32 protein-coding genes and 2 tRNA genes are annotated in these 22,437 nt (G+C 40.9%); 31 read left to right on the top strand and 3 right to left on the bottom strand.

Features of this window, described 5'->3' with window-relative positions:
• Positions 1-180 precede the first annotated feature (180 nt).
• Positions 181-438, bottom strand: coding sequence for a hypothetical protein (locus Q3C19_RS14145; protein WP_302730145.1), 258 nt, complete (start codon positions 436-438; stop codon positions 181-183).
• A 34-nt stretch (positions 439-472) separates the two neighbouring features.
• Between Q3C19_RS14145 and Q3C19_RS14140 the strand changes: the two genes are divergently transcribed.
• On the top strand, positions 473-706 hold the full coding sequence (locus Q3C19_RS14140; protein WP_302730143.1) for a hypothetical protein: 234 nt from the start codon (positions 473-475) through the stop codon (positions 704-706).
• A gap of 428 nt (positions 707-1,134) precedes the next feature.
• Here the strand turns inward: Q3C19_RS14140 and Q3C19_RS14135 are convergent, their stop codons facing one another.
• Complete coding sequence (locus Q3C19_RS14135; RefSeq protein ID WP_302730141.1) at positions 1,135-1,500, bottom strand: hypothetical protein; 366 nt, start codon at positions 1,498-1,500, stop codon at positions 1,135-1,137.
• Positions 1,497-2,204 (bottom strand): S24 family peptidase, encoded by a 708-nt coding sequence (locus Q3C19_RS14130; RefSeq protein ID WP_302730139.1) that lies wholly within the window; start codon positions 2,202-2,204, stop codon positions 1,497-1,499. The genes Q3C19_RS14135 and Q3C19_RS14130 overlap by 4 nt, the downstream gene beginning before the upstream one ends.
• Before the next feature lie 178 nt (positions 2,205-2,382).
• Between Q3C19_RS14130 and Q3C19_RS14125 the strand changes: the two genes are divergently transcribed.
• From Q3C19_RS14125 to Q3C19_RS13980, 30 genes are all read left to right on the top strand, one after another.
• Positions 2,383-2,685 carry a hypothetical protein gene (locus tag Q3C19_RS14125; RefSeq protein WP_302730137.1) on the top strand — a complete coding sequence of 101 codons (303 nt, stop codon included), beginning with the start codon at positions 2,383-2,385 and terminating at the stop codon, positions 2,683-2,685.
• Positions 2,686-3,099: 414 nt separating this feature from the next.
• Positions 3,100-3,309: a hypothetical protein gene (locus Q3C19_RS14120; protein WP_302730135.1), complete on the top strand. Its 210-nt coding sequence runs from the start codon at positions 3,100-3,102 to the stop codon at positions 3,307-3,309.
• Entirely contained in the window at positions 3,306-3,692 is a 387-nt protein-coding gene (locus tag Q3C19_RS14115) for a helix-turn-helix transcriptional regulator (protein ID WP_368045239.1), read from the top strand. The genes Q3C19_RS14120 and Q3C19_RS14115 overlap by 4 nt, the downstream gene beginning before the upstream one ends.
• Positions 3,689-3,952 carry a hypothetical protein gene (locus Q3C19_RS14110; protein WP_302730133.1) on the top strand — a complete coding sequence of 88 codons (264 nt, stop codon included), beginning with the start codon at positions 3,689-3,691 and terminating at the stop codon, positions 3,950-3,952. Before Q3C19_RS14115 ends, Q3C19_RS14110 begins: the two co-directional genes overlap by 4 nt.
• Before the next feature lie 251 nt (positions 3,953-4,203).
• A tRNA-OTHER gene (locus tag Q3C19_RS14105) sits at positions 4,204-4,324 on the top strand.
• 124 nt (positions 4,325-4,448) lie between these two features.
• Positions 4,449-4,552, top strand: a tRNA-Asp gene (locus tag Q3C19_RS14100).
• A 312-nt stretch (positions 4,553-4,864) separates the two neighbouring features.
• Positions 4,865-5,803, top strand: a complete 939-nt coding sequence (locus tag Q3C19_RS14095) for an ATP-binding protein (protein WP_302730131.1) — start codon at positions 4,865-4,867, stop codon at positions 5,801-5,803.
• Positions 5,787-6,605 carry an HNH endonuclease gene (locus Q3C19_RS14090; RefSeq protein ID WP_302730130.1) on the top strand — a complete coding sequence of 273 codons (819 nt, stop codon included), beginning with the start codon at positions 5,787-5,789 and terminating at the stop codon, positions 6,603-6,605. Before Q3C19_RS14095 ends, Q3C19_RS14090 begins: the two co-directional genes overlap by 17 nt.
• Before the next feature lie 46 nt (positions 6,606-6,651).
• A complete protein-coding gene (locus Q3C19_RS14085) occupies positions 6,652-7,032 on the top strand; it encodes a hypothetical protein (RefSeq protein WP_302730128.1) in 381 nt (126 codons plus the stop codon).
• 2 nt (positions 7,033-7,034) lie between these two features.
• A complete protein-coding gene (locus Q3C19_RS14080) occupies positions 7,035-7,667 on the top strand; it encodes a hypothetical protein (RefSeq protein ID WP_302730127.1) in 633 nt (210 codons plus the stop codon).
• A 259-nt stretch (positions 7,668-7,926) separates the two neighbouring features.
• On the top strand, positions 7,927-9,357 hold the full coding sequence (locus Q3C19_RS14075) for a DEAD/DEAH box helicase (protein ID WP_302730126.1): 1,431 nt from the start codon (positions 7,927-7,929) through the stop codon (positions 9,355-9,357).
• Positions 9,358-9,363: 6 nt separating this feature from the next.
• Positions 9,364-10,005, top strand: coding sequence for a DUF3560 domain-containing protein (locus Q3C19_RS14070; protein ID WP_302730125.1), 642 nt, complete (start codon positions 9,364-9,366; stop codon positions 10,003-10,005).
• Complete coding sequence (locus Q3C19_RS14065; protein ID WP_302730124.1) at positions 10,002-10,364, top strand: VRR-NUC domain-containing protein; 363 nt, start codon at positions 10,002-10,004, stop codon at positions 10,362-10,364. Before Q3C19_RS14070 ends, Q3C19_RS14065 begins: the two co-directional genes overlap by 4 nt.
• Positions 10,361-11,125 (top strand): hypothetical protein, encoded by a 765-nt coding sequence (locus Q3C19_RS14060; protein ID WP_302730123.1) that lies wholly within the window; start codon positions 10,361-10,363, stop codon positions 11,123-11,125. Before Q3C19_RS14065 ends, Q3C19_RS14060 begins: the two co-directional genes overlap by 4 nt.
• 148 nt (positions 11,126-11,273) lie before the next feature.
• Positions 11,274-11,618, top strand: coding sequence for a DUF6633 family protein (locus Q3C19_RS14055; RefSeq protein WP_302730122.1), 345 nt, complete (start codon positions 11,274-11,276; stop codon positions 11,616-11,618).
• A gap of 247 nt (positions 11,619-11,865) precedes the next feature.
• A complete protein-coding gene (locus tag Q3C19_RS14050; protein ID WP_302730121.1) occupies positions 11,866-12,264 on the top strand; it encodes a PcfK-like family protein in 399 nt (132 codons plus the stop codon).
• A gap of 135 nt (positions 12,265-12,399) precedes the next feature.
• Positions 12,400-13,572: a PcfJ domain-containing protein gene (locus Q3C19_RS14045; protein ID WP_302730119.1), complete on the top strand. Its 1,173-nt coding sequence runs from the start codon at positions 12,400-12,402 to the stop codon at positions 13,570-13,572.
• A gap of 114 nt (positions 13,573-13,686) precedes the next feature.
• Complete coding sequence (locus tag Q3C19_RS14040; protein ID WP_302730117.1) at positions 13,687-14,610, top strand: radical SAM protein; 924 nt, start codon at positions 13,687-13,689, stop codon at positions 14,608-14,610.
• Positions 14,607-15,260, top strand: a complete 654-nt coding sequence (locus Q3C19_RS14035) for a hypothetical protein (protein ID WP_302730115.1) — start codon at positions 14,607-14,609, stop codon at positions 15,258-15,260. Before Q3C19_RS14040 ends, Q3C19_RS14035 begins: the two co-directional genes overlap by 4 nt.
• Positions 15,261-15,278: 18 nt before the next feature.
• Positions 15,279-15,494, top strand: coding sequence for a hypothetical protein (locus Q3C19_RS14030; protein ID WP_302730113.1), 216 nt, complete (start codon positions 15,279-15,281; stop codon positions 15,492-15,494).
• Positions 15,491-15,898 carry a hypothetical protein gene (locus tag Q3C19_RS14025; protein WP_302730111.1) on the top strand — a complete coding sequence of 136 codons (408 nt, stop codon included), beginning with the start codon at positions 15,491-15,493 and terminating at the stop codon, positions 15,896-15,898. Before Q3C19_RS14030 ends, Q3C19_RS14025 begins: the two co-directional genes overlap by 4 nt.
• Before the next feature lies 1 nt (position 15,899).
• The gene (locus Q3C19_RS14020; RefSeq protein WP_302730109.1) at positions 15,900-16,412 is read left to right on the top strand and encodes a hypothetical protein; all 513 of its coding nucleotides are present in this window, start codon (positions 15,900-15,902) and stop codon (positions 16,410-16,412) included.
• 71 nt (positions 16,413-16,483) lie between these two features.
• Complete coding sequence (locus Q3C19_RS14015) at positions 16,484-16,960, top strand: hypothetical protein (protein WP_302730107.1); 477 nt, start codon at positions 16,484-16,486, stop codon at positions 16,958-16,960.
• A 17-nt stretch (positions 16,961-16,977) separates the two neighbouring features.
• Positions 16,978-17,157 (top strand): hypothetical protein, encoded by a 180-nt coding sequence (locus tag Q3C19_RS14010; protein ID WP_302730105.1) that lies wholly within the window; start codon positions 16,978-16,980, stop codon positions 17,155-17,157.
• A gap of 310 nt (positions 17,158-17,467) precedes the next feature.
• Positions 17,468-17,905, top strand: coding sequence for an ASCH domain-containing protein (locus Q3C19_RS14005; protein ID WP_302730103.1), 438 nt, complete (start codon positions 17,468-17,470; stop codon positions 17,903-17,905).
• Complete coding sequence (locus Q3C19_RS14000; protein WP_302730101.1) at positions 17,883-19,184, top strand: hypothetical protein; 1,302 nt, start codon at positions 17,883-17,885, stop codon at positions 19,182-19,184. Before Q3C19_RS14005 ends, Q3C19_RS14000 begins: the two co-directional genes overlap by 23 nt.
• A 221-nt stretch (positions 19,185-19,405) precedes the next feature.
• On the top strand, positions 19,406-19,897 hold the full coding sequence (locus tag Q3C19_RS13995; protein ID WP_302730099.1) for an HU family DNA-binding protein: 492 nt from the start codon (positions 19,406-19,408) through the stop codon (positions 19,895-19,897).
• A 117-nt stretch (positions 19,898-20,014) separates the two neighbouring features.
• A complete protein-coding gene (locus tag Q3C19_RS13990; RefSeq protein ID WP_368045238.1) occupies positions 20,015-20,227 on the top strand; it encodes a DUF4248 domain-containing protein in 213 nt (70 codons plus the stop codon).
• A 124-nt stretch (positions 20,228-20,351) separates the two neighbouring features.
• Entirely contained in the window at positions 20,352-21,638 is a 1,287-nt protein-coding gene (locus Q3C19_RS13985) for an AAA family ATPase (RefSeq protein ID WP_302730097.1), read from the top strand.
• Positions 21,639-21,685: 47 nt separating this feature from the next.
• Entirely contained in the window at positions 21,686-22,315 is a 630-nt protein-coding gene (locus tag Q3C19_RS13980) for a hypothetical protein (RefSeq protein ID WP_302730095.1), read from the top strand.
• Positions 22,316-22,437: the final 122 nt, after the last annotated feature.

Raw genomic sequence — 22,437 nt, 5'->3', positions numbered from 1 at the left:
GCATAAAAAAAGAGGGTGTATCTTTCGGTACATCCTCTTTCGTGGAGCATAGCGGACTCGAACCGCTCACCTCGACACTGCCAGTGCGGCAGATATTTCTTTATATATCTCTATGCTACAGCTATTTATGTACTAATTGCAAAACGCCTCCGATTCGTTTTGGGTAAAATGTGTGTTAGCTTACGATTTGGAATGTCCTATATTTTCAAGAACTTCATCAATGAACAAAGAACGGTAGTGTGGACATTCCAGCACTCCTTTCTCTTTTGCTTCCCTATATACCTTAGAGAAGAGCTTTGCTTTCTCTTTGTCTGTAGTAGGTATTTCATCGATGGGTGTCCCAAGAAACCTACATCCCCAACCTTTGCAAGTTGGAGTAAGTTGGCAGTGATTTTCATTTTTCCACTGACATGAGCAGTCAGTAATTATATTATTCATATTGCGTATATTTGTTGAACTTAAAATTAAAGACATGGTACTTGAAAGAATTCGCAAAGCCCATGAACTTCTCTTTGAACTTGAGAATGTTCGCTATACACTCGTTACTATTGGTACATTAACTAATTCTCATTTGGCCGAGACCTATGAGGCAGAACTGATAGAAAAACTGATAGAAACAGAAATGCTTCTTGATCGCATCAAGGATTGCCTCTCAAAACAAACGGTTAATCCACCTTTATCCCCAGATGCTGTAATAGAGGTTTGATACATTCTCTGTTCCTTTCTGAGATGACGCCAATAGGTGCCCCGCCCAAGAATTCATATACTTCTTGTAATGAGATCTTGTAGGCTGTTATCATATCCGCATAAGGTTGATAAGTCTTGGAATGGAGATTGATTTTGTTCAACCGTTCAAGCTCTCTGCGGGTATCTTCCAGGATTTCTATCAAATCCATATTGCAGCATCGGGTAATATAATGGTCGAAGCTGTAATTGTCTTTATGTAAATCTATGATATTCATAGTTTATAGATTGATTACCTATAGGTAGTTTGTCGACTACTTATAGGTAATTTGTTCACTACCTATAGGTAATTGGTAAACTACTTATGGGTAGTTTAAAATCCATCTCTTATATCATTTGATGCTTTGGCATTGGAATATAAACAATATTTTTTTAATTAACTCATTTATTTCAATCTGATTTTCTTACAAATTCAATTTTCCCATCAGTGTTGATATAATAATTGAAACGAACAGTATCGTATTTTGAATCAAGAGATTTCATATAAATATACCGAACTTCAAAATCGATATAAGCTTCCCCCTTTGTATTTACTGCTATTTGTAAACTATCAAAATCTTCAAATTCGATTATTTCAGGTATGCCGAGCTGTCGAATTTTTACATCTCTCTTGACTTTCTCATAGCATTCTTTAAACTTTATATTTCTATCCTTTATTTCACTCTTTTTATTTACATCTTGAATATAGAAATAAGTGAAATAACCGATTAGTAGGATAATGATAGAACAAACTATGGTAATTATCTTTTTTTTCATAATCTCATATTTCTTTCCACAACCTTAATAACATTATATATCTCGACAACATCATCCAAATTAAGCGTGTAGTCATTGAACATGTTGTTTAATGAGTGGCATGTTATATTTCCGTTCTCGTCCTGATTGATAATTTGCTTAATTGCGATGCCTTCTGTACGGTGCACAATTACAAAGTACCAGTCGTTGATGTGAAGTTTCGGGAGCCATAGATCCCGGCGTACTTCCCGACAGAGAAGTTTGTCACCGTCACATATTGAATTACGTGTACCATCGTCCATGCTGTCACCTTCTGCTTCGAATATCATATACTTCCCATGATATGTACGGTCAACGATAACAGGCATTGTAGGTAGTGTTCCTATATATCCTGCATCTTCATATCCTGCCAGATACCCGCACCGTGCTTTAATATGCACCACTGGTACACTCATATAATCGAGATTCTCTACTATATGAGCATTAGGGTGAACAGTCGGTGTTGTTTGGTTTAGCATTTCTCCTTCGCCTGTAAGCAACCATTTAAGATTGTATTTAGGGAAAGCAGCTACAATCTTATCGCATGTACTTTTTGAAGGAGAACGTTTTTCATTAATTATTCGAGTTATTGTGACATTATTAGAAATGCCAATAGCCTTGCTGAAAGAATTTTTGTTTAATCCTTCTTCATCAATGATTTTTTGTATTCGTTCCCAAGCTTCCATATATAGTTGTACTAACAGTTAGTTAAATGTTGTGAATATACTAACTTTTAACGTGATAAAGTTTGTATTTATGCTAACTGTTAGTATCTTTGCAACATCAACAACGACATCAACGACAAATTAAGCAAAAATCGTTGAAACAGCAAAAAAAGTAACATACCTAAAAGACAGTATAGCAATGAAAAAGTACGATTTGCACAAGATTATGAAAGAAGCTCATGAGATATACAGTAAGTATTTTAAGCTGTATCAGATTACTCACGGAGTTAAGAGTTTCGGTGATTGTCTTAAGGTTGCATGGGCTAACGAAAAGAAACTCGTCGCTGAAAATGAAGCACGGGAAGCGGAAAAGTCGGCTATGAAGGATGCTTTACTGCAACCGGAGCGTAGGAGTTCATTCGATTTTTACAATGCTTCTTATTCGGCATATTATAACAAGAATAGCAAAGGATATATGGGTTCGCATTATTGCGGAGATTAAATGGAAAAATTAAGCTGCTGAAAGGTTAGTGCTATTATCCGGTGACAAAAGCCGCGAGGGATGCCAAGGCGCCGGCTACCCCTTTACCCCGCACCGGGCAGCTTACTAAATATCCTCACCTGGTCATAGAACCTACCCTTTGATGTGGAGGTGGGGAACTGAATGGAGTGATGGCCCTAAGCAATCCGTTCCAGAAAGCGATACTGGCGCATACCCTCAGACCCAGCATAGAGGACGCGAGAGATACCCGGAGTAGCAATAATCCAGCGATGATATGAGCGGAGGACTTGCAACGGTGCGAAATAAGAAGCCGACATGCCTCGAACGGTCATGCAGTGAAGAATAGTAGCTGATAACTCCGGTGGGAAGAGCAGAGAGAGCTTATCGAGGCACTAACTAATAAATAGATTGGATATGAAAAAGGTAATAACAGAAAACTACACTCCTGCATTGCGGGAAATGAAAGTCGGGGATATCTATATGTTCCCCGTAAAAGCATATACATCGGTAAAATCTACTTTAATTCCAAGGTTAAGATTGGAAATGTGTGTAGAAGATGCTAACTGGGAGGTCGGAGAGATTGACAAGAAAAAGGGTATTTTCCCGGTAGAAAGGACAGCATGATGGTACCTGTTCTATCTCCTACGGAAAGGTTGGTCGCTCAAGAATACTGCAAGGGGCTTGCTGATAAGGAGGTGGCAGATAACCTCGGAAAGTCTGTCTGGACTATTCGGACACAGAAGCGGACCATTTATAAGAAGCTCGGAATTTCAAAGGACACTGAGCTTCTTCTATATATGATCTGTGACCGGCTGAAACGGAACTTTGATTTGAAAGAGTTACGAAAGCACGGTCTTGAACTATTGTTCTCCATTCTATTCATCGTGATGCAGGTAACATGTAATGGAATAGATTTGAGAAGGATGCGCATATCTGGAAGAGCACGTACATCTGTACGTTGTTTTCGTCCAAGTCGGAAATGTAACGATGTAGATTTTTGTTTATGAGATATACTAATCAGATACTTATTGATGGAACGGCTGAAGCAAGATTAGCCGATATTATGGCCATTATGGACCTTGAGACATTTGGGCAACGGAAGTCTGCAAAACTTGTTGGGGGACTTAAAAGGCTTATGAGATTGATGGAAGAGGGTAAGATTCGCACTGATAAGCCTACTAATAGTCAGAATGGGAAATGGTTCTGTAATGCTGCTGACGTGTTAAAATATGCAATTAAACCATATAGAAGGAGGAGAGCGGTATGAGTGTTAGTAGATTATCTTCTATTATGGTTGTATCATTTGTTCTCTGTGCGGTCACGGTTTCAGGTTTGGGGCTGTTGTTTTGGATATCGTTGACCGTTTTTTCTTGGTCCTGCCTATATATCGCGAGACACAAAGATGACTTATTTGCAGAGCTTGATAAATTATTCGGTAGTGATGAAGAATTCAGATGAATGCATTTTGTGTGAAACAGTCAGTGTGTGCGGTCTGTGAAGATAGCACACAATTTTTATGGGTGATTAGCTCAGTCAGGTAGAGCGGCGCATATTTCGGTATTTGTTGTGTGTTTTCCATAGTTTATTTAAGGTTAGTTAGATATGCGCAGGTCGCGGCGTTCAAGTCCCGCATTACCCACATTTGATTCAGTTATCAGTAATTGTTTAATTCAAATTGCCGGGTTAAAGGAGCCCGTAGGGAGAATGCCCCTATTTAAGTTTTTATAATCCAATTAACAGACAGCCCGGAAAGACGGGCATATGGTTCCGTGGCGGAATTGGGAGACGCTATGCTCGATGATTGGACGGTCAATCCATAGATGCAAAGAACTGACAACTCATGCAGGTTCGAGTCCTGCCGGTACCACTATCTGCGCAGATAAGGCAAGTTGGGAAGACAACTGGAGGACATTAGTTTAAGCAGGTAAAACAGATGGACGCATCTATGCGAGTTCGACTCTCGTATGTTCTGCAACCCTTTACAAGAAATCCGCTACAATCCGAAAGTAGGGCGAAGATAGCGCAGGTTTTATCCGCGCGGCATCGGTTAGCCGCTGACTCTATCTGAAAGGTAACGCGAAATCGGAAAAGGATTAGAATGTGTCATGTGCTGTGCCCCGGAGAATACGCTTCGGGGCTTTTTGTTGGACTATTATTAACCACTTTAAATATTATCATTATGGGATTAATCAAAAAACCTAACGAGCTGACCGTTAAGACTACTTTGTCAGCACTGATTTATGGACAACCAGGTATGGGTAAAACAACTTTGGCTTTGAGTGCACCGACCCCTCTTCTTCTAGATTTCGACGGTGGTGTACACCGTGTGAATGCTGCACATCGTGTAGATACTGTTCAGATTTCAAAGTGGGAAGATGTTAACGAAGTACTTTCTTCACCTGAAGCAGCGACTTACGAAACGTATGTGATTGATACTGCTGGAAAGATGCTTTCCTTTATGGATGTGTATATCATGCAGAACAATCCAAAGTTACGTAAGAGTGATGGAACACTGTCCCTGCAGGGGTATGGAGTACGGAAGAACATGTTTATCGACTTCGTGAAGAGAGTGACTATTATGGGGAAATCTGTGATATTCGTTGCGCACGAGCGAGAGGAGAAGGTTGGAGAGGATAAGCAGATTCGCCCTGAAATCGGTGGCTCATCTGCCGGCGACTTGATTAAGGAACTGGACTTAGTAGGATATATGGAAGCAATCGGTAAGAAGCGGACTATATCATTCAATCCATGTGAGAAGTTCTATGGGAAGAATACGTGTAATCTGCCAGATCGTATGGAAATACCGACCATAATTGATGAACAAGGTAACCCCACAGGGGCGAACAGCTTCATGACGAAAATCATAGTAGCATATACTACGTATCAAGCAAAGCAAACCGAACTTTCTTCCGAATATGAGGCACTGATGGATGTCATCAAAGAGAATATCGAAATGGTAACAGATGTTGTAAGTGCTAACGAAGTGGCAACTGCGATAGGTAATATGCAACATATTTTTGATTCCAAGTTGAGAGCTGGAATGCTGCTTAATGAGAAGTGCAAATCGATGGGCTTGAAGTTCAATAAACTATCTAAAAAATATGAAGCAGCAGCCTAAATACCGTATCTACCCGTCACTGCTCGACAAGTTCGAGCAGTACTTACGGGCGGACGAAGAAGCGGAAAGCTTTTTCAACATAGATAATGAGACGGGCGAATACAAGAAAAGTCCGGATGAAGTGGAGGAGGAGTTGAAGCAATCACTTATTGATTGTATAAACCGCGTACCGTTTGCCAGTGAAGCTGCTGATAAGGGAACTGCATTTAACGCAATTGTGGATAGCTTCATTCATCGTAAAAAGCATATACCTACTGAACGCGAACCGTACACAATCATTGGAGACAGTGAAACGAATGTGGTACAAGTCTCTTTCCCGAAGTCGGAATTGATGGAAGAACATCATTTCATGTTTGACCGACAATGGTGTATAGAGCAAGCTTCCTACTTTGAAGGTTCATTGAGCCAAGTGTTTGTATCTTCCATTTTACATACTCGGTATGGCCCAGTTGAACTATATGGGTTTATTGACGAATTGCGAAGAGATGTAGTTTATGACATCAAGACAACCAGCAGCTATACGTTCGGTAAGTATGAACATGGTTGGCAACGTCATGTATATCCATATTGCTTGATTGATTCCGGGCAGATGGCTGGCGTAAAAGCATTTGAATATACAGCTTTTGCTTTAAAAGGTGGAACGAGCCGCACCCCTCTCATCAGCGGTACTCGCTATCCAGAATATTATACGTACAACCATGAGCAGACGGTGAAGTTGCTCACAGTACATGTGGAACGGTTCATCGAGTTCCTGGAAGCCAACAGAGATTTGATAACTGATAAGAAAATATTCGGAGAGTAATATGGCACAAGAAGCGATCCTTGAAAAAGTAAAAGGTGAGATACATATGGAAAAGTCTTTTGACTTCATGTGTAGCCAACTTCGCAATGGTAGATATCGGGTGAAAATAGAACGGTACACGGAGCCACGGACTATTCCGCAAAATGCACTAATGTGGATGTGGTTCACCTGCATCGAACGGGAAACCGGAATGGACAAGCAGGACATACATGACTACTATTGCAGTCGTTTCCTTCGTAGGACGACTTGTATCAATGGCAAAGAAATCGTTGTGTCCGGAAGTACTTCCAGACAGAATACATTGCAGATGACAGATTTTCTTAATAAGGTTCAGGCTGATGCGGCTGCCGAGCTTGGAATACGATTGCCGCTTCCGGCCGACCGATATTACCAAGAATTTATTGACGAATATAAAGATAGGAGGTAAAAATGAATATCATTAAAGCAAAGATCACTAAAGACAAAACATTAGTGGCCGTTTATAAAAATGAGAATGACGACACGGTGACCGTGGAAGGGAAGAACCTTGTTCACAAGGACCTTGAAGCTGCCTTGGATGCGTTGGTCCCTCACTTGGCCTTCCTTTGTGAACAGAAGGAAGCAGATGACAAGACCTTCATTGAGGATATCCCCGAGGAAATTCACAATGTACTTGAGGTGAGTGGGTATAGTATAGGTAGTACTGATGAAGATAAAGGTGTCACGCTTATTGGCAAGCGTTTCTTGAAATCCAAGAAGGTACTTAATCTGAGCGCACCATTTACAAAGTTCAATAATGAGAATGAAGAATACACTAACGCTTTCGAATTGCAGCAAGCTATTGAAGCATGTAACTACGAAGTGGAGCAATACCTGACGGCCAAGAAATGGGCCATCGTACAGCAGGAACTTCCGTTTGATGAATCGGAAACAGGAGACATAAAAGCGGACGATGTTCCGGATGCACCATTCGGTGAAGCGCAAGCATTTATTAACAAGGCGCTTGATGCAGGAGCGAACATTACTATTAATGGTACGCGGATGAAGCCGCGTCGTAACCGTAAGAAAGAAGCTGTAGCTTGATATGCCGGCACCATTTATAATCAATCAATACACAGACGGCTTCAAAATAAAGTTCAATTTCAATCCAACGCTCAATATTCTTGTAAAACGAATACCGTCGGTTGCAAATAATCCTAAGAAAGCATATCTGTTTCAGGAGAAGGCTTGGTGGGTTGATAAAGCTGACGAATATTATGTTAATACGATGGCGGATTGGGCTGTGAAACACGGTTATTGTGGAAGTATCCAGCGATATGAACAAAAGCGTTCATTAGATAATATGGATATTGCTCCAATGCCTAAGTTAACCGTTCCACATGGATTGCTATTGGAACCGTATGAGTATCAGAAAGAGGGCATCGCTTACGCATTATTGCATAAGCGGTGCATTTTCGGAGATCAGCCAGGGCTCGGTAAGACTTTGCAGGCCATTGGTACGGTGACTATAGCAAAATCTTATCCGTGTTTGGTGATCTGTCCGGCTGCGCTGAAGATAAACTGGCAGCGTGAATTCAAAAAGTTTGCCGGCAAACAGGCACTGATCCTTGATGATAAGAACAAGAATTCTTGGCACCGTTTCGTAGAGACAAAGTGTTGCGATGTATTTATCACGAACTATGAGAGCCTGAAAAAGTTCTTTGTCTTGGACGTGAAGAATGACACACGCTTCACTCTCCGTTCCATTACGTTTGATCCACGAATTAATCTGTTCAAGTCGGTAGTTATTGATGAAAGCCACAAGTGCAAGTCAACCAAGACGCAACAAAGCAAATTCGTGGAAGGTATCTGCAAAGGGAAAGAATTTGTGTTAGAGCTTACCGGGACACCTGTTGTCAATGACAATACTGACCTTATCCAGCAGTTGAAGATTATGGGGCGTCTTGAGGACTTCGGAGGATATAAAAATTTCGTGGAAAGATATTGTAATGGTCCCAAGAAAGCTTCTAATCTGAAGGAACTGAACTGGCGCCTGTGGACATCATGTTTTTTTCGCCGGGAGAAGGCCAAAGTGTTGACGCAGCTTCCTGACAAGACAAGGCAGTATATCGAGATGGATATCACGACAAGGGATGAATATTCCCGTGCTGAGAATGACCTTATCAATTATTTGCGGGTCTATAAGAATGCTTCCGACGAGAAGATTGAAAAGTCTATGCGCGGCGATGTGATGGTCCGGATGGGTATCTTGAAAGCTATATCTGCCCGAGGAAAGATTAAGGCAGCCGCGGAGTTTATTCACGATGTCATCGACGGCGGAGAGAAGCTGATAGTATTTGCCTATCTGAAAGAAGTCGTGATGGAAATGAAGAAACTGTTTCCCGAGGCTGTTACGGTAACAGGCGAGGATAATGTTGCCCAAAAGCAGGCTGCTGTAGATTCCTTTCAGAATGATCCGAATTGCAGGCTGATTATTCTGAATTACAAGTCCGGTGGTACGGGCCTCACGTTGACAGCTAGCAGTCGTGTAGCGTTCATAGAGTTTCCTTGGACATTCAGCGATTGTGAGCAGGCGGAGGACCGAGCCCATCGAAACGGTCAGAAGAATAACGTGAACTGTTACTACTTCCTTGGGAAGGATACCATTGACGAATATATGTACCAGGTGATACAAACGAAGAAGAGCATCGCTAATGGTGTTACTGGTACGGATGATGTCGTCAAAGAGAACGTAGTAGATATGGCTATGAATATATTTAATCAAAGATTATAATTGATTATGAATACCTATTTCAAATTTTGTCCGAATGTTTTTCTTGCAAAGTGCGAAGAGAAGCATGAAAGAGGTGAGTCCATTTTTGTGACTACCAAATATGGTAAAGAGAATGAATGTCTTGTGTTCAATCTGATATTTGAACGTGATGGCTTCTATTATTACTCGATAGTTCGTGCTGATGGCTTTAACGTTCAAGAATGGGCAAAGCGAAAAGCAGAACGCCGGTTGGATTGGGCCGCCACTGCAGAACGAAAGAGTGAAGAATACTTCAAAGCATCAAATAAAGACAGTGATTTTCTCTCGCTGGGTGAACCTATTAAAATCGGCCATCATAGCGAAAGACGACACAGAAAAGCCATTGAAGATGCCTGGAATAATATGGGCAAGAGTGTAGAGTTTGACGAGAAAGCCAGAGAGCATGAAAGAATTGCTCAGTATTGGGCAAATAAGGCTGATACTATAAACCTTTCAATGCCTGAAAGCGTGGACTATTATGAGCATAAGTTAGCAGTGGCTAAAGAGTATCATGAGGGGTTGAAATCCGGCAAATATCCACGTGAACACTCATACTCTTTGACGTATGCAAAGAAAGCGGTAAACGAAGCTCAAAAAAACTTCGATTTGGCAAAAAAACTTTGGTTATGAAAAGACAGACTACACCACAATCCGAAAGCCAACTCCAGCATAGCTGTTTGGAATGGTTCCGGCTTCAGTATCCCAGCTTGAGCATGATGATGTTCGCCGTTCCGAATGGTGGAAAGCGTGATACAAAAACGGGGGCACAGATGAAGTACGAGGGCTGTATTCGTGGAGTGGCTGATTTGATTCTGCTAATCCCCAAGAAAGGATACGCCTCTCTCTGCATTGAAATGAAAACTCCGAAAGGGGTACAGAGCGAACACCAGCGAACGTGGCAGAGAGAGGCAGAAAAGTACCGAAACAGATACGTCGTATGTCGTTCCCTGGAACAATTCATAAATGAAGTAAATACTTACTTGCGATGACTTATATTGACTACATCAAGAACTTTTGGTTGCAACATAACGCATATTCGCTAACTGTCACAGAAACCGCTTTGTACTTCTACCTGTTAGAAACTAACAACCTCTGTAGGTGGGCGAATACGTTTAACCGCAACAATAGCAAGGTTCTTGCCGATCTTGGTATAGCGTCATTGAAAACTCTTTCAGCAGCTAGAAACCGGTTAAAACAAGTTGGTCTGATTGACTTCAAAACGAAGAATGGAAGCCCAAATGTTTCCTATACCTTGGTAAAATTTACCGAGGTCAGGGAGCAGGTTGATACCGAGGTTAGGGAGCAGGTCAGGGAGCAGGTTGTTACCGAGTTAAATAAGACAAAGAAAAAGACAAAGACTATAGGGGAAAATAACTCTGGCGAGTTATTCCCGCCCGACCCACCACCGAAGAAACCTTCCAAGCAAAAGCAGGAGTTTGTACCACCGACTATCGACGAAGTGAAAGAATTCTTTCGCGGCCAACTTCCGGACTGGGAAGAGCAGGCTACGTTATTCTACCATCACTTCAACGGGTTGGGGTGGAGGACGGCTACTGGCGCTAAGGTGGAACGCTGGGACAGCCGGGCAAATCTTTGGATAACCGAGAAACAAATCAAAGCGAAAGATGGAAAACAAGACCATAGGCCAGTTGATAAAGCTGCAAAAGCAAGAATGCTCGTTGACGAATACGCGGCTATCGAGCAGGGAGGTGATGCTGGAACACGTACGGCAGAGATACCCGACCTTTAGCCAAGCTGCCGCTGCCTTTTCAAGTTCTCTTCAGCCGTTATTGTTGAATGATTTGGAGAAGGTGTACAGCGAGAAGTCGCCTGTCATAAGTGATCTGGATCGTATGTATTCTCCTGGATCGTCCGCATTGTGGGTGAAAACTCAGCTTTTGACTATAGACTTCACGTCATCGGTCAAGGAGGGGGCGGATATGTCAGCATTGGAAGAGTTCTCCAAGTTATTTGCGGCTCAGTATCACTACATCAAGCTGACTGAATTTCTGTCATTCGTGGCCCGCTTCAAGCTTGGCAGATACGGAAAATTCTATGGCTACTTCGATACAATGACTATTGGTGAAGCTTTCCGCAGGTTTCTGAAAGAGCGGAGCGATGAACTGGATACCGTTATTCGTCGTCGTAAACCTCCAGAAACAGAAGTGAAGGTTGAGAGGAACCATGAAATGCCGGATTATCTAAAGCGAATACCATCATGGGGGAGAAAGAAAAAAAGTTAATCTATGTGTTTTGCCGTCGGTGCAGGAATGCTTCGCAGTTTATTGAGAATTCATGTTATTGCCGATCATTCAGAAAGAGAGTATGTGCTTGCAACCGGTATGGCAGAGTCTGTGATAAATTTGAGAAAAGATGAAAGACATCAAGATTATGGCGACAATACTGGCTATTCTTGCTGCGTATGTCGCCTTTTATGTTGCCTTATATTGGGTGACAGATTATTGTTTAATCCATTATTTGTAATGCGATATGGAAGCAAAAGAAGTTATCAAGAACTATTTGGATGAACGTGCTAAAACAGATGAACTCTTTGCTAAGGCTTACTCAAAGGAAGGGAAGAGTATTGACGAGTGCTTTGACTATATTATTGGGGAGGCAAGAAAGCGAGGTACACAGGTATGTATGAGTGATGAAGAAGTATTTGGCCTTGCTGTACATTACTATGACGAGGATGATATCAAGGTATCTTCTGTCTGTGATACCGCAAGGGTAGCAACATCCAAAGAAGTAAAACTTAGCGCAGAGGATGAAAAAGCTGCCCGTGATGCAGCGATTAGGCGGCTTACTGAGGAGCAATATTCCCTGCTGAAGAAAAGGCCGCAGAGGGCAAAGAAAGAAGCGGATGTTCAACAAATGTCATTGTTCTAAGCCATGAAACCGAGAACAGAGTTGGAAAAGAGGGTTGTGTCACTGAGCGAGCATCTTCCATTAATTACTACTTCTCAAGAACAATGGGCCAAGAAGCATTGCTTTGAACGAATTGCCTACAGATGCAAAAATGAAATGTGGTGCACAGTATGCGGTGGAAAATGGATAGATGCTACTGGACAGAAAAAAGGGTACATTACATGCCCGCACTGTGGAGTAAAGCTGAAGGTAAATGTTAGTACAAGGAAGAATCTGAGTGAAGCTTCCTACATGACTATTGTCACTACTTCGGAAGAGTTCCAAGTACTGCGTCATATATATATAAGACGTTATCGCAGAGAGAATCATAATAATGGCGAGGTATTCTACTTTTTGTCGGAAGTATGTCAGCAATGGTTTAGCTTGGAACATAGAGAGCTGGTCATTTCAAGGCCGCTTACCATGTTCAACAATGCATGGAAGTACGAAGAGCCTATGACATTAAAAAAGGAGAAATGTGAATGGTATAGCAATTACAATAAGTACAATATCAATGGATGGGTATATCCTTCAGTGAAACTGCTTCCCATACTTCGCAGGAACGGGTTGAGGACATCATTTCACGACATCACACCGGCATCATTGGTACGAGCATTGCTGAACAACGATGTTTTAGTTGAAACCCTGCTGAAGACACGTCAATATGACCTGATCCGATACCGATTCAGTCATTATTCGATTTCGTATAAATGGGCAATCAACATCTGCAACCGGAACAGATACATTGTGAAAGACGCAAGCATGTGGCAAGATTACCTTCATCTGCTGACCTATTTTAATCTTGATACCCACAATGCCCACTATGTATGTCCGAAGAACCTGAAAGTGGAGCATGACCGCCTGAAGAGAAGAAAGGAGAAGCATGATGCAGAGAACCGTCGTCGGATGATTGAGGAGGACAGACGTAAGAACATCGAAAACCTAAAAAATGACATACACGAGTTCATTCAGCGCATACGTCCGTTTCTCGGAATGGAGATACGCGGACAAGGCATCGTCATACGGCCACTTGAAAGTGTCACGCAATTCTATGTCGAAGGAAAGGCAATGCACCATTGCGTATACACCATGAAATATTATTCACGTCCTGACTGCCTCATTCTTTCGGCCCAAAAGGAGGGAAAGCGACTGGAGACAATAGAGGTTTCACTCAAAACGTTCAATGTCGTTCAGAGCCGTTCGGTCTGCAATAAGATATCCGACTACCACGATAGTATATTGAATCTGATGAAAGATAATATGTGGATGATCCGGAACAGAGCATCATGACCATTTTGGGTAGTCAACCACGCCCCCATGCGACATCCGCCCGGATGACATGGAGCTGTTGAGGGAATGCGAGAGGAGAGGTTTTTTGATGATAAAATTAAAAAAGGAAACAGAATGAAAATTAATAAAATAGGACTTCTTGCAATAGACAGCACTTATCCCAATCTGGCACTGATGAAGATAAGCAGCTATCACAAGCAGCGCGGAGATATTGTTGAGTGGTACAACCCGTTGGATCATTACGACAAGGTGTATGCAGCCAAGGTTTTTACCTTCACACCAGATTACGGGTTCTACATCAATGCTGACGAAGTAGAGTTTGGAGGAACTGGTATCGACATCCACAAGACGCTGCCGGAAAGTATAGACCGGTGTACTCCGGACTACAGCCTATATCCTTCCATCGACAGCCGAACCGCATACGGTTTCTTGACTCGCGGATGCCCGAACCGATGCAAGTGGTGCGTGGTACCTCAGAAGGAAGGAAACATACGACCTTACATGGATGTGGACGATATTGCCGTCGACGGTCGGAACAGACTTATTCTGATGGATAACAATGTGCTGGCAAGCGATTACGGATTGCAGCAGATTGAGAAGATCGTTCAAAAAGGATATAAAGTCGATTTCAATCAAGCACTTGATGCACGTCTTGTTACAGATGATATTGCTAAACTACTTGCAAAAGTAAAATGGATTAATCGCATACGATTTGGGTGCGACACTCACGGGCAGATAGCCGAATGTGAACGAGCCATTAACTCGATTCGGTCGCATGGCTACAAAGGGGAATTCTTTTTGTACTGCATTTTAATGGAACTAAAAGAAAGCTATCAACGCATAAACTACTGGAAGAAGTACAAGAAAGTTCTCCCGCATGCGCAACCTTATCGCTCACTTACCGATCGAGCACAGATCGTTCCTCAATGGCAAATTGACATGGCCAGATGGACAGACAGAAAAGAGATTTATCGAACTTGTGATTTTTATGATTTTGAACCCAGAAAGGGATTTAAATGTAAGGAGTATTTTTTATGAGAACAATATCCCAAATCAGAACCCTTATCAATGCCGGCGTCGGAACCAGCATATCCGCCGGCGAACTGATGGCATACAATGTACCACCGGAGACAACCCTGAAGCTGGTATATATCCCAGTTGTCACCAGCCGCGCGGCATTCGAATACGCAGATGTAGTTTGCCAGATATGCGCACAGAAAAGGCTGAACTACAAAGAACAGACCCGAACGCTCAAACAGGAGATGAAAGAATATGAGCGCGAAACGATGGGACTTGTAGGTCATGAGATAGAAGAAGACCTGAAAGACAAGGTAGATTTCTTCTTCGACGAAGCATACGGTCACATCGAGAAGTTGCAGCAGTCGGTTTATGCTGAAATGAAAAAGCAGTGGCCCGATCTGACAGACTATACCTTGCTACTCAACCTCTACATGTGCGTCATTTTGATAGACTACATTTGGAAGTTTGAGCGTGCCACGGCACAATTCATCCAGAAAGCAACCATGTCGCCATACATCCCACGGCCCAACCAGCACCTTGTTAACATCCGCCGTGCGTGCATGTCCATTGCCGGCGATCACGTACTTCCCAGTTCGGATAACATTCGTCTTGCAATCAAGATTCTGGCGATGAACATCGAAAAGATGGTAAAGGTAGAGTTTAATTAATAAAAATGAGAAAGCATAATGGCAAACAAGAACACATTACCTCCAGCTAAAGAGCGCAAGGCTGATACCAGCAAGAACGGTAACGATCTGACCGAATTTATTCAGAGACAGTTGAAGCGTGAAAGGAATCTTTATCCATTGCGGATTAATGCAACTACCGTCATTTACGTCACCAAAGCAAAGTGTACGAAAGAGTATGCTGAGAAATATAAGCGGGAGAAGATGAGACTATGAGTAAACTGAAAGTCTATTATGGGTGGTCGAGAATAGGAAATGTCCGCAAAAAACGTGCATTGTCCGTTATGTTCGAAAACGAAATACAGGGCTGCCGAAGCGACCGTGGACAAAGATGTTTGCGGACAATACAAGACACTGTATTTGAGCGGTACCAGACAAATGAAGAAATGGCCGATGGGAAACGTCAAAACCGGATATTCACAGAGTACAGCCTGTTCCTCGATGAGAAACCTATCAGCGGGAGCCTTGAAATATGCTTGCTGATTAATAACGAAGCTGATAAGAACCATGTGACGAAGGCTATGCGTGATAGGATCTCAGATGCTTTAAGAAAGGCTTTCCTTCTTGCAAATCCCGGGTATAAAGAACCGAATAACCAACTCTCTTTAAACTTCGAATGATATGGGAAAGCAGGAAAGTATGGACGACTGGTTCCAGATGGCTAAGGATTATGCCAAAGCAGAAAAGGAACTGAAGGTTGAGCAGTGGGTTGAAGTAACTCTGTATTATGGATATGCAGATAAACAAGTGAGTCTTTATCACTACAACCTTCCCCGTGAAATGTATTTCAGATATGAGTGGGTAATCAGATGGAGGATGGCGAGATTACAATGTAAATATCCCAAACAGATTATATCTAAAAGCCTATATTTCTATGACAAGCGATCTGGAGAGTCTATGGATGTTAGCAGTTGCCTTTCTAAGTTGATTTCCGCCAAAGCCCAGGTGACGAAGGCCGAGCGGATGATGCGTGAATACATCGAGCACAACCGTCAGAATAACATGTTCTTTGACGAGAATACGGACGAGGAACTGATAAGATTCCGTAAGAAGTTGGAGAGTAAGAAAAGCAAGTGTGCAGAGTGTGAGGAGAGGTTAGAAGTATTAGTTCAAAGAAGGAGAAATAATCAATGAAAATGAAATTGTATTACCTGTTCCTAGCAGTCATGTGGTGGCTGCTGGGGTAGGTGGAAAGGAGAAACGAAATGAGCTTACTTGTACATGAAACGCCGTTGCAGCGAATCATCAGAAAAACAGGCCGAAAACCGGTCCAGTGTAAATGCAAGTTATGTAAACAGCAATGTCATACGCCCTGCTTGGGTACTCCACAAGATATTCTAAGGCTTATCGAAGCAGGATATAAAGATAGACTTGCACCAACGGATTGGTATGTAGGTATCATTATGGGAGTTACTGAAATGTCTATACCCATGGTACAGGCCAAACAAGAAGGAGACTGGTGTACATTCTACAAAGACGGTCTATGTGAACTGCACGATGCAGGATTGAAGCCGACAGGGGGAAGATTATCACACCATAGCATTCGAATTGATAATTTCAAACCAAGTAAAAGCATTGCATGGAATGTGGCCAAAGAGTGGTTGAATGAAGAAAATGTTGAGTACATAGTTAAGATATGCGAGGCTATGTCACCATATAATGAAACAGGATTCGTTGTGTAATCGAAAGATATTGATCTATGAAGAAGATACTAAACATCATCAAAGAAATACTTGGCGTAATAGCTTACGGTTCAGGAATGACTTTGGTTGTGATAGGGTTGTATTCCAGGTTTAGCGTGCTTGAGTTGGTATTGATAGCAACATGTGCAGCAATTCTGTACATTGGTTTGTCCAAGACATTGAAAAACCTTGAATGAGATTAAGAGCATTTTAAGAGCATTTTAAGAGCAAATTAAGAGCAATTTAAGAACAGAGCCAACCGTTCGGAAAAGTCGAACGGCTCAAAAAAGGAGAACAAGCAATGACAATACATAAAGTTTCAGTTAGTCTGCATGGCATCAGGAAGTATGCCTGGCGGAAAAATCTTAGTGGATTCTTTAGCGTCAATGGCCGGAGTTTGACCAATGCAGAAGTAAGAATGGTAGTCGATTACGGAATAGCGAGAGGCTATGAAACAAACGAAGATATACCTACAGAGGAAGTGATTAAATTGTTAGGATGGGAGAAATGAAAGCAATATCTATCAAACAGCTGTGGGCGAGCTTAATCGCTCACGGTATCAAAGACATTGAGAACCGGACATGGAAGTGTCCTCAGAAGTACATCGGCCAAAGGGTACTGATTCATGCTTCTTCTGGTAAAGGAGCACGTACATGGAGTTATAATCAGGATGACGAAATTCGTAAAGACAGGAACATATATTTCAACTGCGTATATGATAAGTTCCCTAAGGGAGCTATCATAGGAAGCGTAGTGATAGCCGACTGCGTACAGAACCATCCGTCTGTTTGGGCTGAGAAAGGTTGCTGGAACTGGGTGCTGAAAGATGCGGTTCTGTTTGATAAGCCTACTGAAAATGTGAAAGGAAATCTAGGTTTTTGGAATTGTAATATTTATATTTGCGATAAATATCAGCTAAGCTATGAAAATAAGAAAAGTAAATGAAGTATATGGTGTTTCAAATCAAATGATAGAAACATACATTGAACGTACAATGGTGGACGGTTTATTTTTAGATGGCTTACATCGAAATAAGCATATTATTGTATATGGAGCCTCCAAACAAGGTAAAACTTCTTTAGTAAATAAACATCTGAAAGAAGAAGATTATGTGAAAGTCAATTGTTCTACTGGTACAAATGTTATTGATATTTATAAATCAATAATCAGACAGTTGGGGATAGAAATATTAAGTTCTTATGATGATACGAACTCTACGGAAGGAAGTGTATCTGGAGGATTAAAAATGAAATTTAAGATTCCTCTCATGGTAGAGTGCGAAGGCTCTGGAGAAGTTAAAGGAGGAAAGTCGAATGAGCATGTGGAAAATTATAAAACTGTTGAATATAATTTGGAATTAGCCCAAGATATCTCAGAATTGTTAATAGCCATAAATTTTAAAAAGAGAATAGTCTTGGAAAATTTCCATTATCTTCAAGATGATGTTCAACGCCGGCTGGCGATTGATTTAAGAATATTTGAAGATTACAATATTTTATTTATTATCCTTGGTATATGGCGAGAACGTAATAGATTAAGTCAGTACAATGGTGACTTAGTTGATCGAGTAATAGAAGTCCCAGTAGAGCCATGGGATGCACAAGACTTAAAAAGAATTATAGAAATTGGACTCCCTTTGCTTAATGTATCTTTTGAATATGTCGTTGATGATATAATTTCTTCTTGTTTTGATAGTGTAGGCGTTTTTCAAGAAATATGTAAAGAGGCATGTTATGCTTGTAAAATTCATCAAACATCTGAAGAACTAATATATATATCTAAGGATAATGTCAATTCTGCTATTCAGAAAAAACTAGATGATTATTCAAGTAGACATATTCGATGTTTAGAGAGTTTTATAGAACAAATTGTGAAGAGTTCAAATGAAATACCATTGTATATACCATATTATTTTGTAAAGGTTTTGTTAAAAGAACCTTTTGAGCAGATTAATAAAGGAATAAAGAGAAGGTATCTACATGAGAAGATTAAGGAAATACATCATAGACCTGAAGATGTAAGACCTTCTGATATTGGATATTTTCTAAAGAATTTGGTGCAGAACCAGCTCAAGAAAAATATATCACCACCCATTTTTGATTTTGATTTGAGTACCAATTCTGTTAAAATAATTGACTCAACTTTCTATTTCTTTATAAAAAACTGTGATCGGGATGATGTGTTAGACACGCTATCTGTTCCTAAAGGAATCCCTATATCATAAAATTTAATTTATTTAATCGAATACCCGTTAACTGCTTTGTGACGGTTATCGGGTAACTTTATGTCCGTAACGCAAATTATGTATTATAAAACCGAATTTTACCATTTATTACCAGTTTTCCCGTCTTAGTGCGTCATGTCGAACACCGTGATAAAGATTAGGGATAATTTCGCATCGTGATAATCAAACGGAGTATTAATTAAAAAAGAAAGGAGTAAATTATGAGTGTGAATTATTCCCTTGCTCACATGAGCAGCGAGCCGGGCAACCCGGGCGGTGAGAAGAAGTACTACGCCAAGGCGCAAGCCAGCGGAGAGGTGACAATGGACGAGATGGCAGAAGACATTGCCTACGCAACGTCGCTGACAGACGGCGACGTTCTGAATGCCCTTCGGGCACTGATAAAGCAGGTGAACAAGCACCTTGCAGCTGGAAAAATTGTGCGGCTGGAAAATTTCGGCAGCTTCCAGCTGCAGCTTCAGAGTGACGGTACACTGACAGAGAAAGAGTTTACGTCGGCCAACATTACGGGTGCAAGCATCCAGTTCCGTCCGGGCAAGCCCATTAAGGCTGCCACCCGTGCAGGCGATGGCGGACTGACGTTCAAACGCGTGCCGACCTTGAAGGAAGCCGCATTGTCGGGCAGTGAGGATGAGACACCGGGAGGAAGTACGCAACCGGGAGGTAGTGACAACGAGGATCCCTTGGGCTGACAAACTACCTATAGGTAACCAGTTAACTACCTGTAGGTAATTATCTGACTACCCGTAAGTAGTTTCACAACTACCTATGGGTAGTTTTCAAACATCCGTGAGGACTTAATAATTGGAATGATGAAAGCTATATATATGAGTGAACTGGCGCAATCCTATTTTCCGAAAAACACACCGCGCAGTGCATCGGCACAGCTTCGCCGATGGATTCAACTGAACACTGACTTGCTCCGCAGGCTGGAGCAGCTTCATTACAAGCCCCGACAACGTGCATTGACGCCGTTGCAACATGAGGCCATTGTGACGTATCTGGGAGAGCCGGGAGAATAGATTTGTAATGTGCATTAGAGAAAAACTTCATTAATATCAAAAAACAAATTAATTATTGGATTTCTTTAATCAATTAAAGAATTTCTTTTGTTATCTTTGTATGCCCAACAAGTGAATAAATAAAATGAACCCTGTAGTATTCCATATTAAAAAATTAGGTGCTGTAAGAAATTCAAAAATTGAACTCAAGCCCTTAATGATATTTTCTGGTGAATCTGGATTAGGTAAAAGTTATGTTGCTTTCTTAGTTCATTATCTTTATACTTTGCTTGTATCAGATAGATTAATTTCTTTTTTTAATGAAAAAAGCATTGATTTTAAATCAATCTTTGAGAAAAAACAATCAGGTCAAGTACTTCTTAGCATCCCAGCAGACGAGTTATTTGCTTGGATTAATAAGGATGCTATTAATTACATAGGATATTTGATAGGGCATGAGAAGTTTGAGGGTGAAGTTGAAATACAGTTTCCGTATGAGAATCAGACTTTAGAATTCATCTATGATGATGAATTGAGTGGTTTAGATAATAAAGAAGAATTATTTTATAAAATAAAGTTAGATCATTTTACATATCGTGTCGTATCCCGCTCTTTTCAACCAGATTCAGTACCTTTTTCTGATTTAACATGTGCGGTATTATTGGATGCAATATGGGGTGACTATCGAGCTCTAAAGTATTGCTATTTACTCCCACCTTCAAGAGGAGCTCTAATGGAATTGACGGAAAGACCGGCTTTTCGTTCAGGGATGTATGAAGAGTTTTTTGATTTAAAAGTGGCTTTAAGTAGGCCATTGGCAAAATCGGTGGAACAAAATGCTACCATAACAGAGTGTCTGTCGGAAGTGAACATGGGAAGTTTACAGCAAGTAGAAGGACGAATTATGTATTACACGAAGGATGGAGCAGACATGCCTTTGACAGCAGCGGCTTCGTCCATTAAGGAACTTGCACCTTTTACAATGATGCTGAACAAGTTCTCTCCAGAGGGAATCTCAATACTGTTTGAAGAGCCGGAAGCTCATTTGCATCCGGAAAGACAGGTTAAGGTCGCGGATTTAATAGCCTGCTCGGTCAACAAAGGTTGTCAAATGCAAGTAACCACTCACAGTGATTATTTCATCAAGCGTATTAACAATTTGATGAAACTTCATTTGCTGAAAGAAAGGATGTCATCAGAAGAGTTTTCTAAATTATTGGTTGCTTACAATATTGAAGAAGATTGTCTGATAGACCCGGAAAATGTGGGGGCATTCCTCTTAAGAAGAAATGGAAATGGATATTCTGAGATTGTGACACAAGATATTTCTTTGGATAATGAAATTCCATTTGAGTCATTTTACCAAGTGATAGATGAAGATATTCAACTGTCCGGCACAATTAGAAACTTGTTTAAAAAGGAAGGGATTTAATTATGCCGTTTTGTGATGATTTGAAAGTTTTGTTCCCTAAGTATTCCATGGAATATTGTAAGAGGACTGTATCCATAACAGAGGATTCTTCATCCGCAAAGGTAAAAGAACTGATTTGGTCTAATTCAGATTTTCATAAAATAGATGCAACTATTGTGAAAGATATGACTTCCTTTTTTCAAAAGGCAAACTCTTCGGATATTTTTCATTTAGATTGCGATGGGATTGTGATATTTGAAAAAAATGGGAAAAAATACATGTTTTTTTCAGAGCTAAAATCAACATTTAGTAAATCGGAACTATTTAGTGCTAAAGACCAGATAATTTCCTCATATCTAAAAATCAATATGCTTATGCATTTGTTACGCTGTTATAATTACGATGATTTTGTGATAAAAGGGTTCATAGCATGTCTGCCTCCGAAGAAAGGATATTTGCGTGATTTAAATAAACAGCAGTTATCGAAACCTGGTAGTAAGTATAAAACAGATGCAGATTTTGTAATTGATTTGTGTTATTATAAAGAGAAAAAGACTAAGCTTGTACCAACGGACTGCTTTAAATTGAAAGGACTTCCTTTGGGTAATACTGGTATTTTCAAAGAAATAGAGTTTAATTATGTGGAAGTACCAGAAGGGACTTCGTCTATTACACTTGATGTTGACAATTACATATAGAAGCGGAACTTAAAAACTTCCGCTTTCCTTTTGTCCTCTCAAAAACAATTCATACATTTGCAGTACCTTACATTACGACAAAGGGCAAGCGATAGTTTGCCAACATAGAAGTGCTGGCTTTT

The sequence above is a fragment of the Bacteroides sp. ET489 genome (genome assembly GCF_030518095.1).
GTDB lineage: Bacteria > Bacteroidota > Bacteroidia > Bacteroidales > Bacteroidaceae > Bacteroides > Bacteroides ndongoniae.
This window is presented reverse-complemented; position numbering and strand designations above follow the sequence as displayed.

Coding starts and splice junctions, on each gene's coding strand:
- Q3C19_RS14020 (WP_302730109.1), top strand. CDS start 15,900: ATGGGAAAGCAGGAAAGTATGGACGACTGGTTCCAGATGGCTAAGGAT.
- Q3C19_RS14065 (WP_302730124.1), top strand. CDS start 10,002: ATGAAAAGACAGACTACACCACAATCCGAAAGCCAACTCCAGCATAGC.
- Q3C19_RS14115 (WP_368045239.1), top strand. CDS start 3,306: ATGATGGTACCTGTTCTATCTCCTACGGAAAGGTTGGTCGCTCAAGAA.
- Q3C19_RS14045 (WP_302730119.1), top strand. CDS start 12,400: ATGTGGTGCACAGTATGCGGTGGAAAATGGATAGATGCTACTGGACAG.
- Q3C19_RS14110 (WP_302730133.1), top strand. CDS start 3,689: ATGAGATATACTAATCAGATACTTATTGATGGAACGGCTGAAGCAAGA.
- Q3C19_RS14085 (WP_302730128.1), top strand. CDS start 6,652: ATGGAAAAGTCTTTTGACTTCATGTGTAGCCAACTTCGCAATGGTAGA.
- Q3C19_RS14040 (WP_302730117.1), top strand. CDS start 13,687: ATGAAAATTAATAAAATAGGACTTCTTGCAATAGACAGCACTTATCCC.
- Q3C19_RS13985 (WP_302730097.1), top strand. CDS start 20,352: ATGAACCCTGTAGTATTCCATATTAAAAAATTAGGTGCTGTAAGAAAT.
- Q3C19_RS13990 (WP_368045238.1), top strand. CDS start 20,015: ATGATGAAAGCTATATATATGAGTGAACTGGCGCAATCCTATTTTCCG.
- Q3C19_RS14090 (WP_302730130.1), top strand. CDS start 5,787: ATGAAGCAGCAGCCTAAATACCGTATCTACCCGTCACTGCTCGACAAG.
- Q3C19_RS14070 (WP_302730125.1), top strand. CDS start 9,364: ATGAATACCTATTTCAAATTTTGTCCGAATGTTTTTCTTGCAAAGTGC.
- Q3C19_RS14145 (WP_302730145.1), bottom strand. CDS start 438: ATGAATAATATAATTACTGACTGCTCATGTCAGTGGAAAAATGAAAAT.
- Q3C19_RS14010 (WP_302730105.1), top strand. CDS start 16,978: ATGAAGAAGATACTAAACATCATCAAAGAAATACTTGGCGTAATAGCT.
- Q3C19_RS14135 (WP_302730141.1), bottom strand. CDS start 1,500: ATGAAAAAAAAGATAATTACCATAGTTTGTTCTATCATTATCCTACTA.
- Q3C19_RS14060 (WP_302730123.1), top strand. CDS start 10,361: ATGACTTATATTGACTACATCAAGAACTTTTGGTTGCAACATAACGCA.
- Q3C19_RS14035 (WP_302730115.1), top strand. CDS start 14,607: ATGAGAACAATATCCCAAATCAGAACCCTTATCAATGCCGGCGTCGGA.
- Q3C19_RS14075 (WP_302730126.1), top strand. CDS start 7,927: ATGGATATTGCTCCAATGCCTAAGTTAACCGTTCCACATGGATTGCTA.
- Q3C19_RS14080 (WP_302730127.1), top strand. CDS start 7,035: ATGAATATCATTAAAGCAAAGATCACTAAAGACAAAACATTAGTGGCC.
- Q3C19_RS13995 (WP_302730099.1), top strand. CDS start 19,406: ATGAGTGTGAATTATTCCCTTGCTCACATGAGCAGCGAGCCGGGCAAC.
- Q3C19_RS14025 (WP_302730111.1), top strand. CDS start 15,491: ATGAGTAAACTGAAAGTCTATTATGGGTGGTCGAGAATAGGAAATGTC.
- Q3C19_RS14125 (WP_302730137.1), top strand. CDS start 2,383: ATGAAAAAGTACGATTTGCACAAGATTATGAAAGAAGCTCATGAGATA.
- Q3C19_RS14050 (WP_302730121.1), top strand. CDS start 11,866: ATGGAAGCAAAAGAAGTTATCAAGAACTATTTGGATGAACGTGCTAAA.
- Q3C19_RS14030 (WP_302730113.1), top strand. CDS start 15,279: ATGGCAAACAAGAACACATTACCTCCAGCTAAAGAGCGCAAGGCTGAT.
- Q3C19_RS14120 (WP_302730135.1), top strand. CDS start 3,100: ATGAAAAAGGTAATAACAGAAAACTACACTCCTGCATTGCGGGAAATG.
- Q3C19_RS14095 (WP_302730131.1), top strand. CDS start 4,865: ATGGGATTAATCAAAAAACCTAACGAGCTGACCGTTAAGACTACTTTG.
- Q3C19_RS13980 (WP_302730095.1), top strand. CDS start 21,686: ATGGAATATTGTAAGAGGACTGTATCCATAACAGAGGATTCTTCATCC.
- Q3C19_RS14005 (WP_302730103.1), top strand. CDS start 17,468: ATGAAAGCAATATCTATCAAACAGCTGTGGGCGAGCTTAATCGCTCAC.
- Q3C19_RS14140 (WP_302730143.1), top strand. CDS start 473: ATGGTACTTGAAAGAATTCGCAAAGCCCATGAACTTCTCTTTGAACTT.
- Q3C19_RS14015 (WP_302730107.1), top strand. CDS start 16,484: ATGAGCTTACTTGTACATGAAACGCCGTTGCAGCGAATCATCAGAAAA.
- Q3C19_RS14000 (WP_302730101.1), top strand. CDS start 17,883: ATGAAAATAAGAAAAGTAAATGAAGTATATGGTGTTTCAAATCAAATG.
- Q3C19_RS14130 (WP_302730139.1), bottom strand. CDS start 2,204: ATGGAAGCTTGGGAACGAATACAAAAAATCATTGATGAAGAAGGATTA.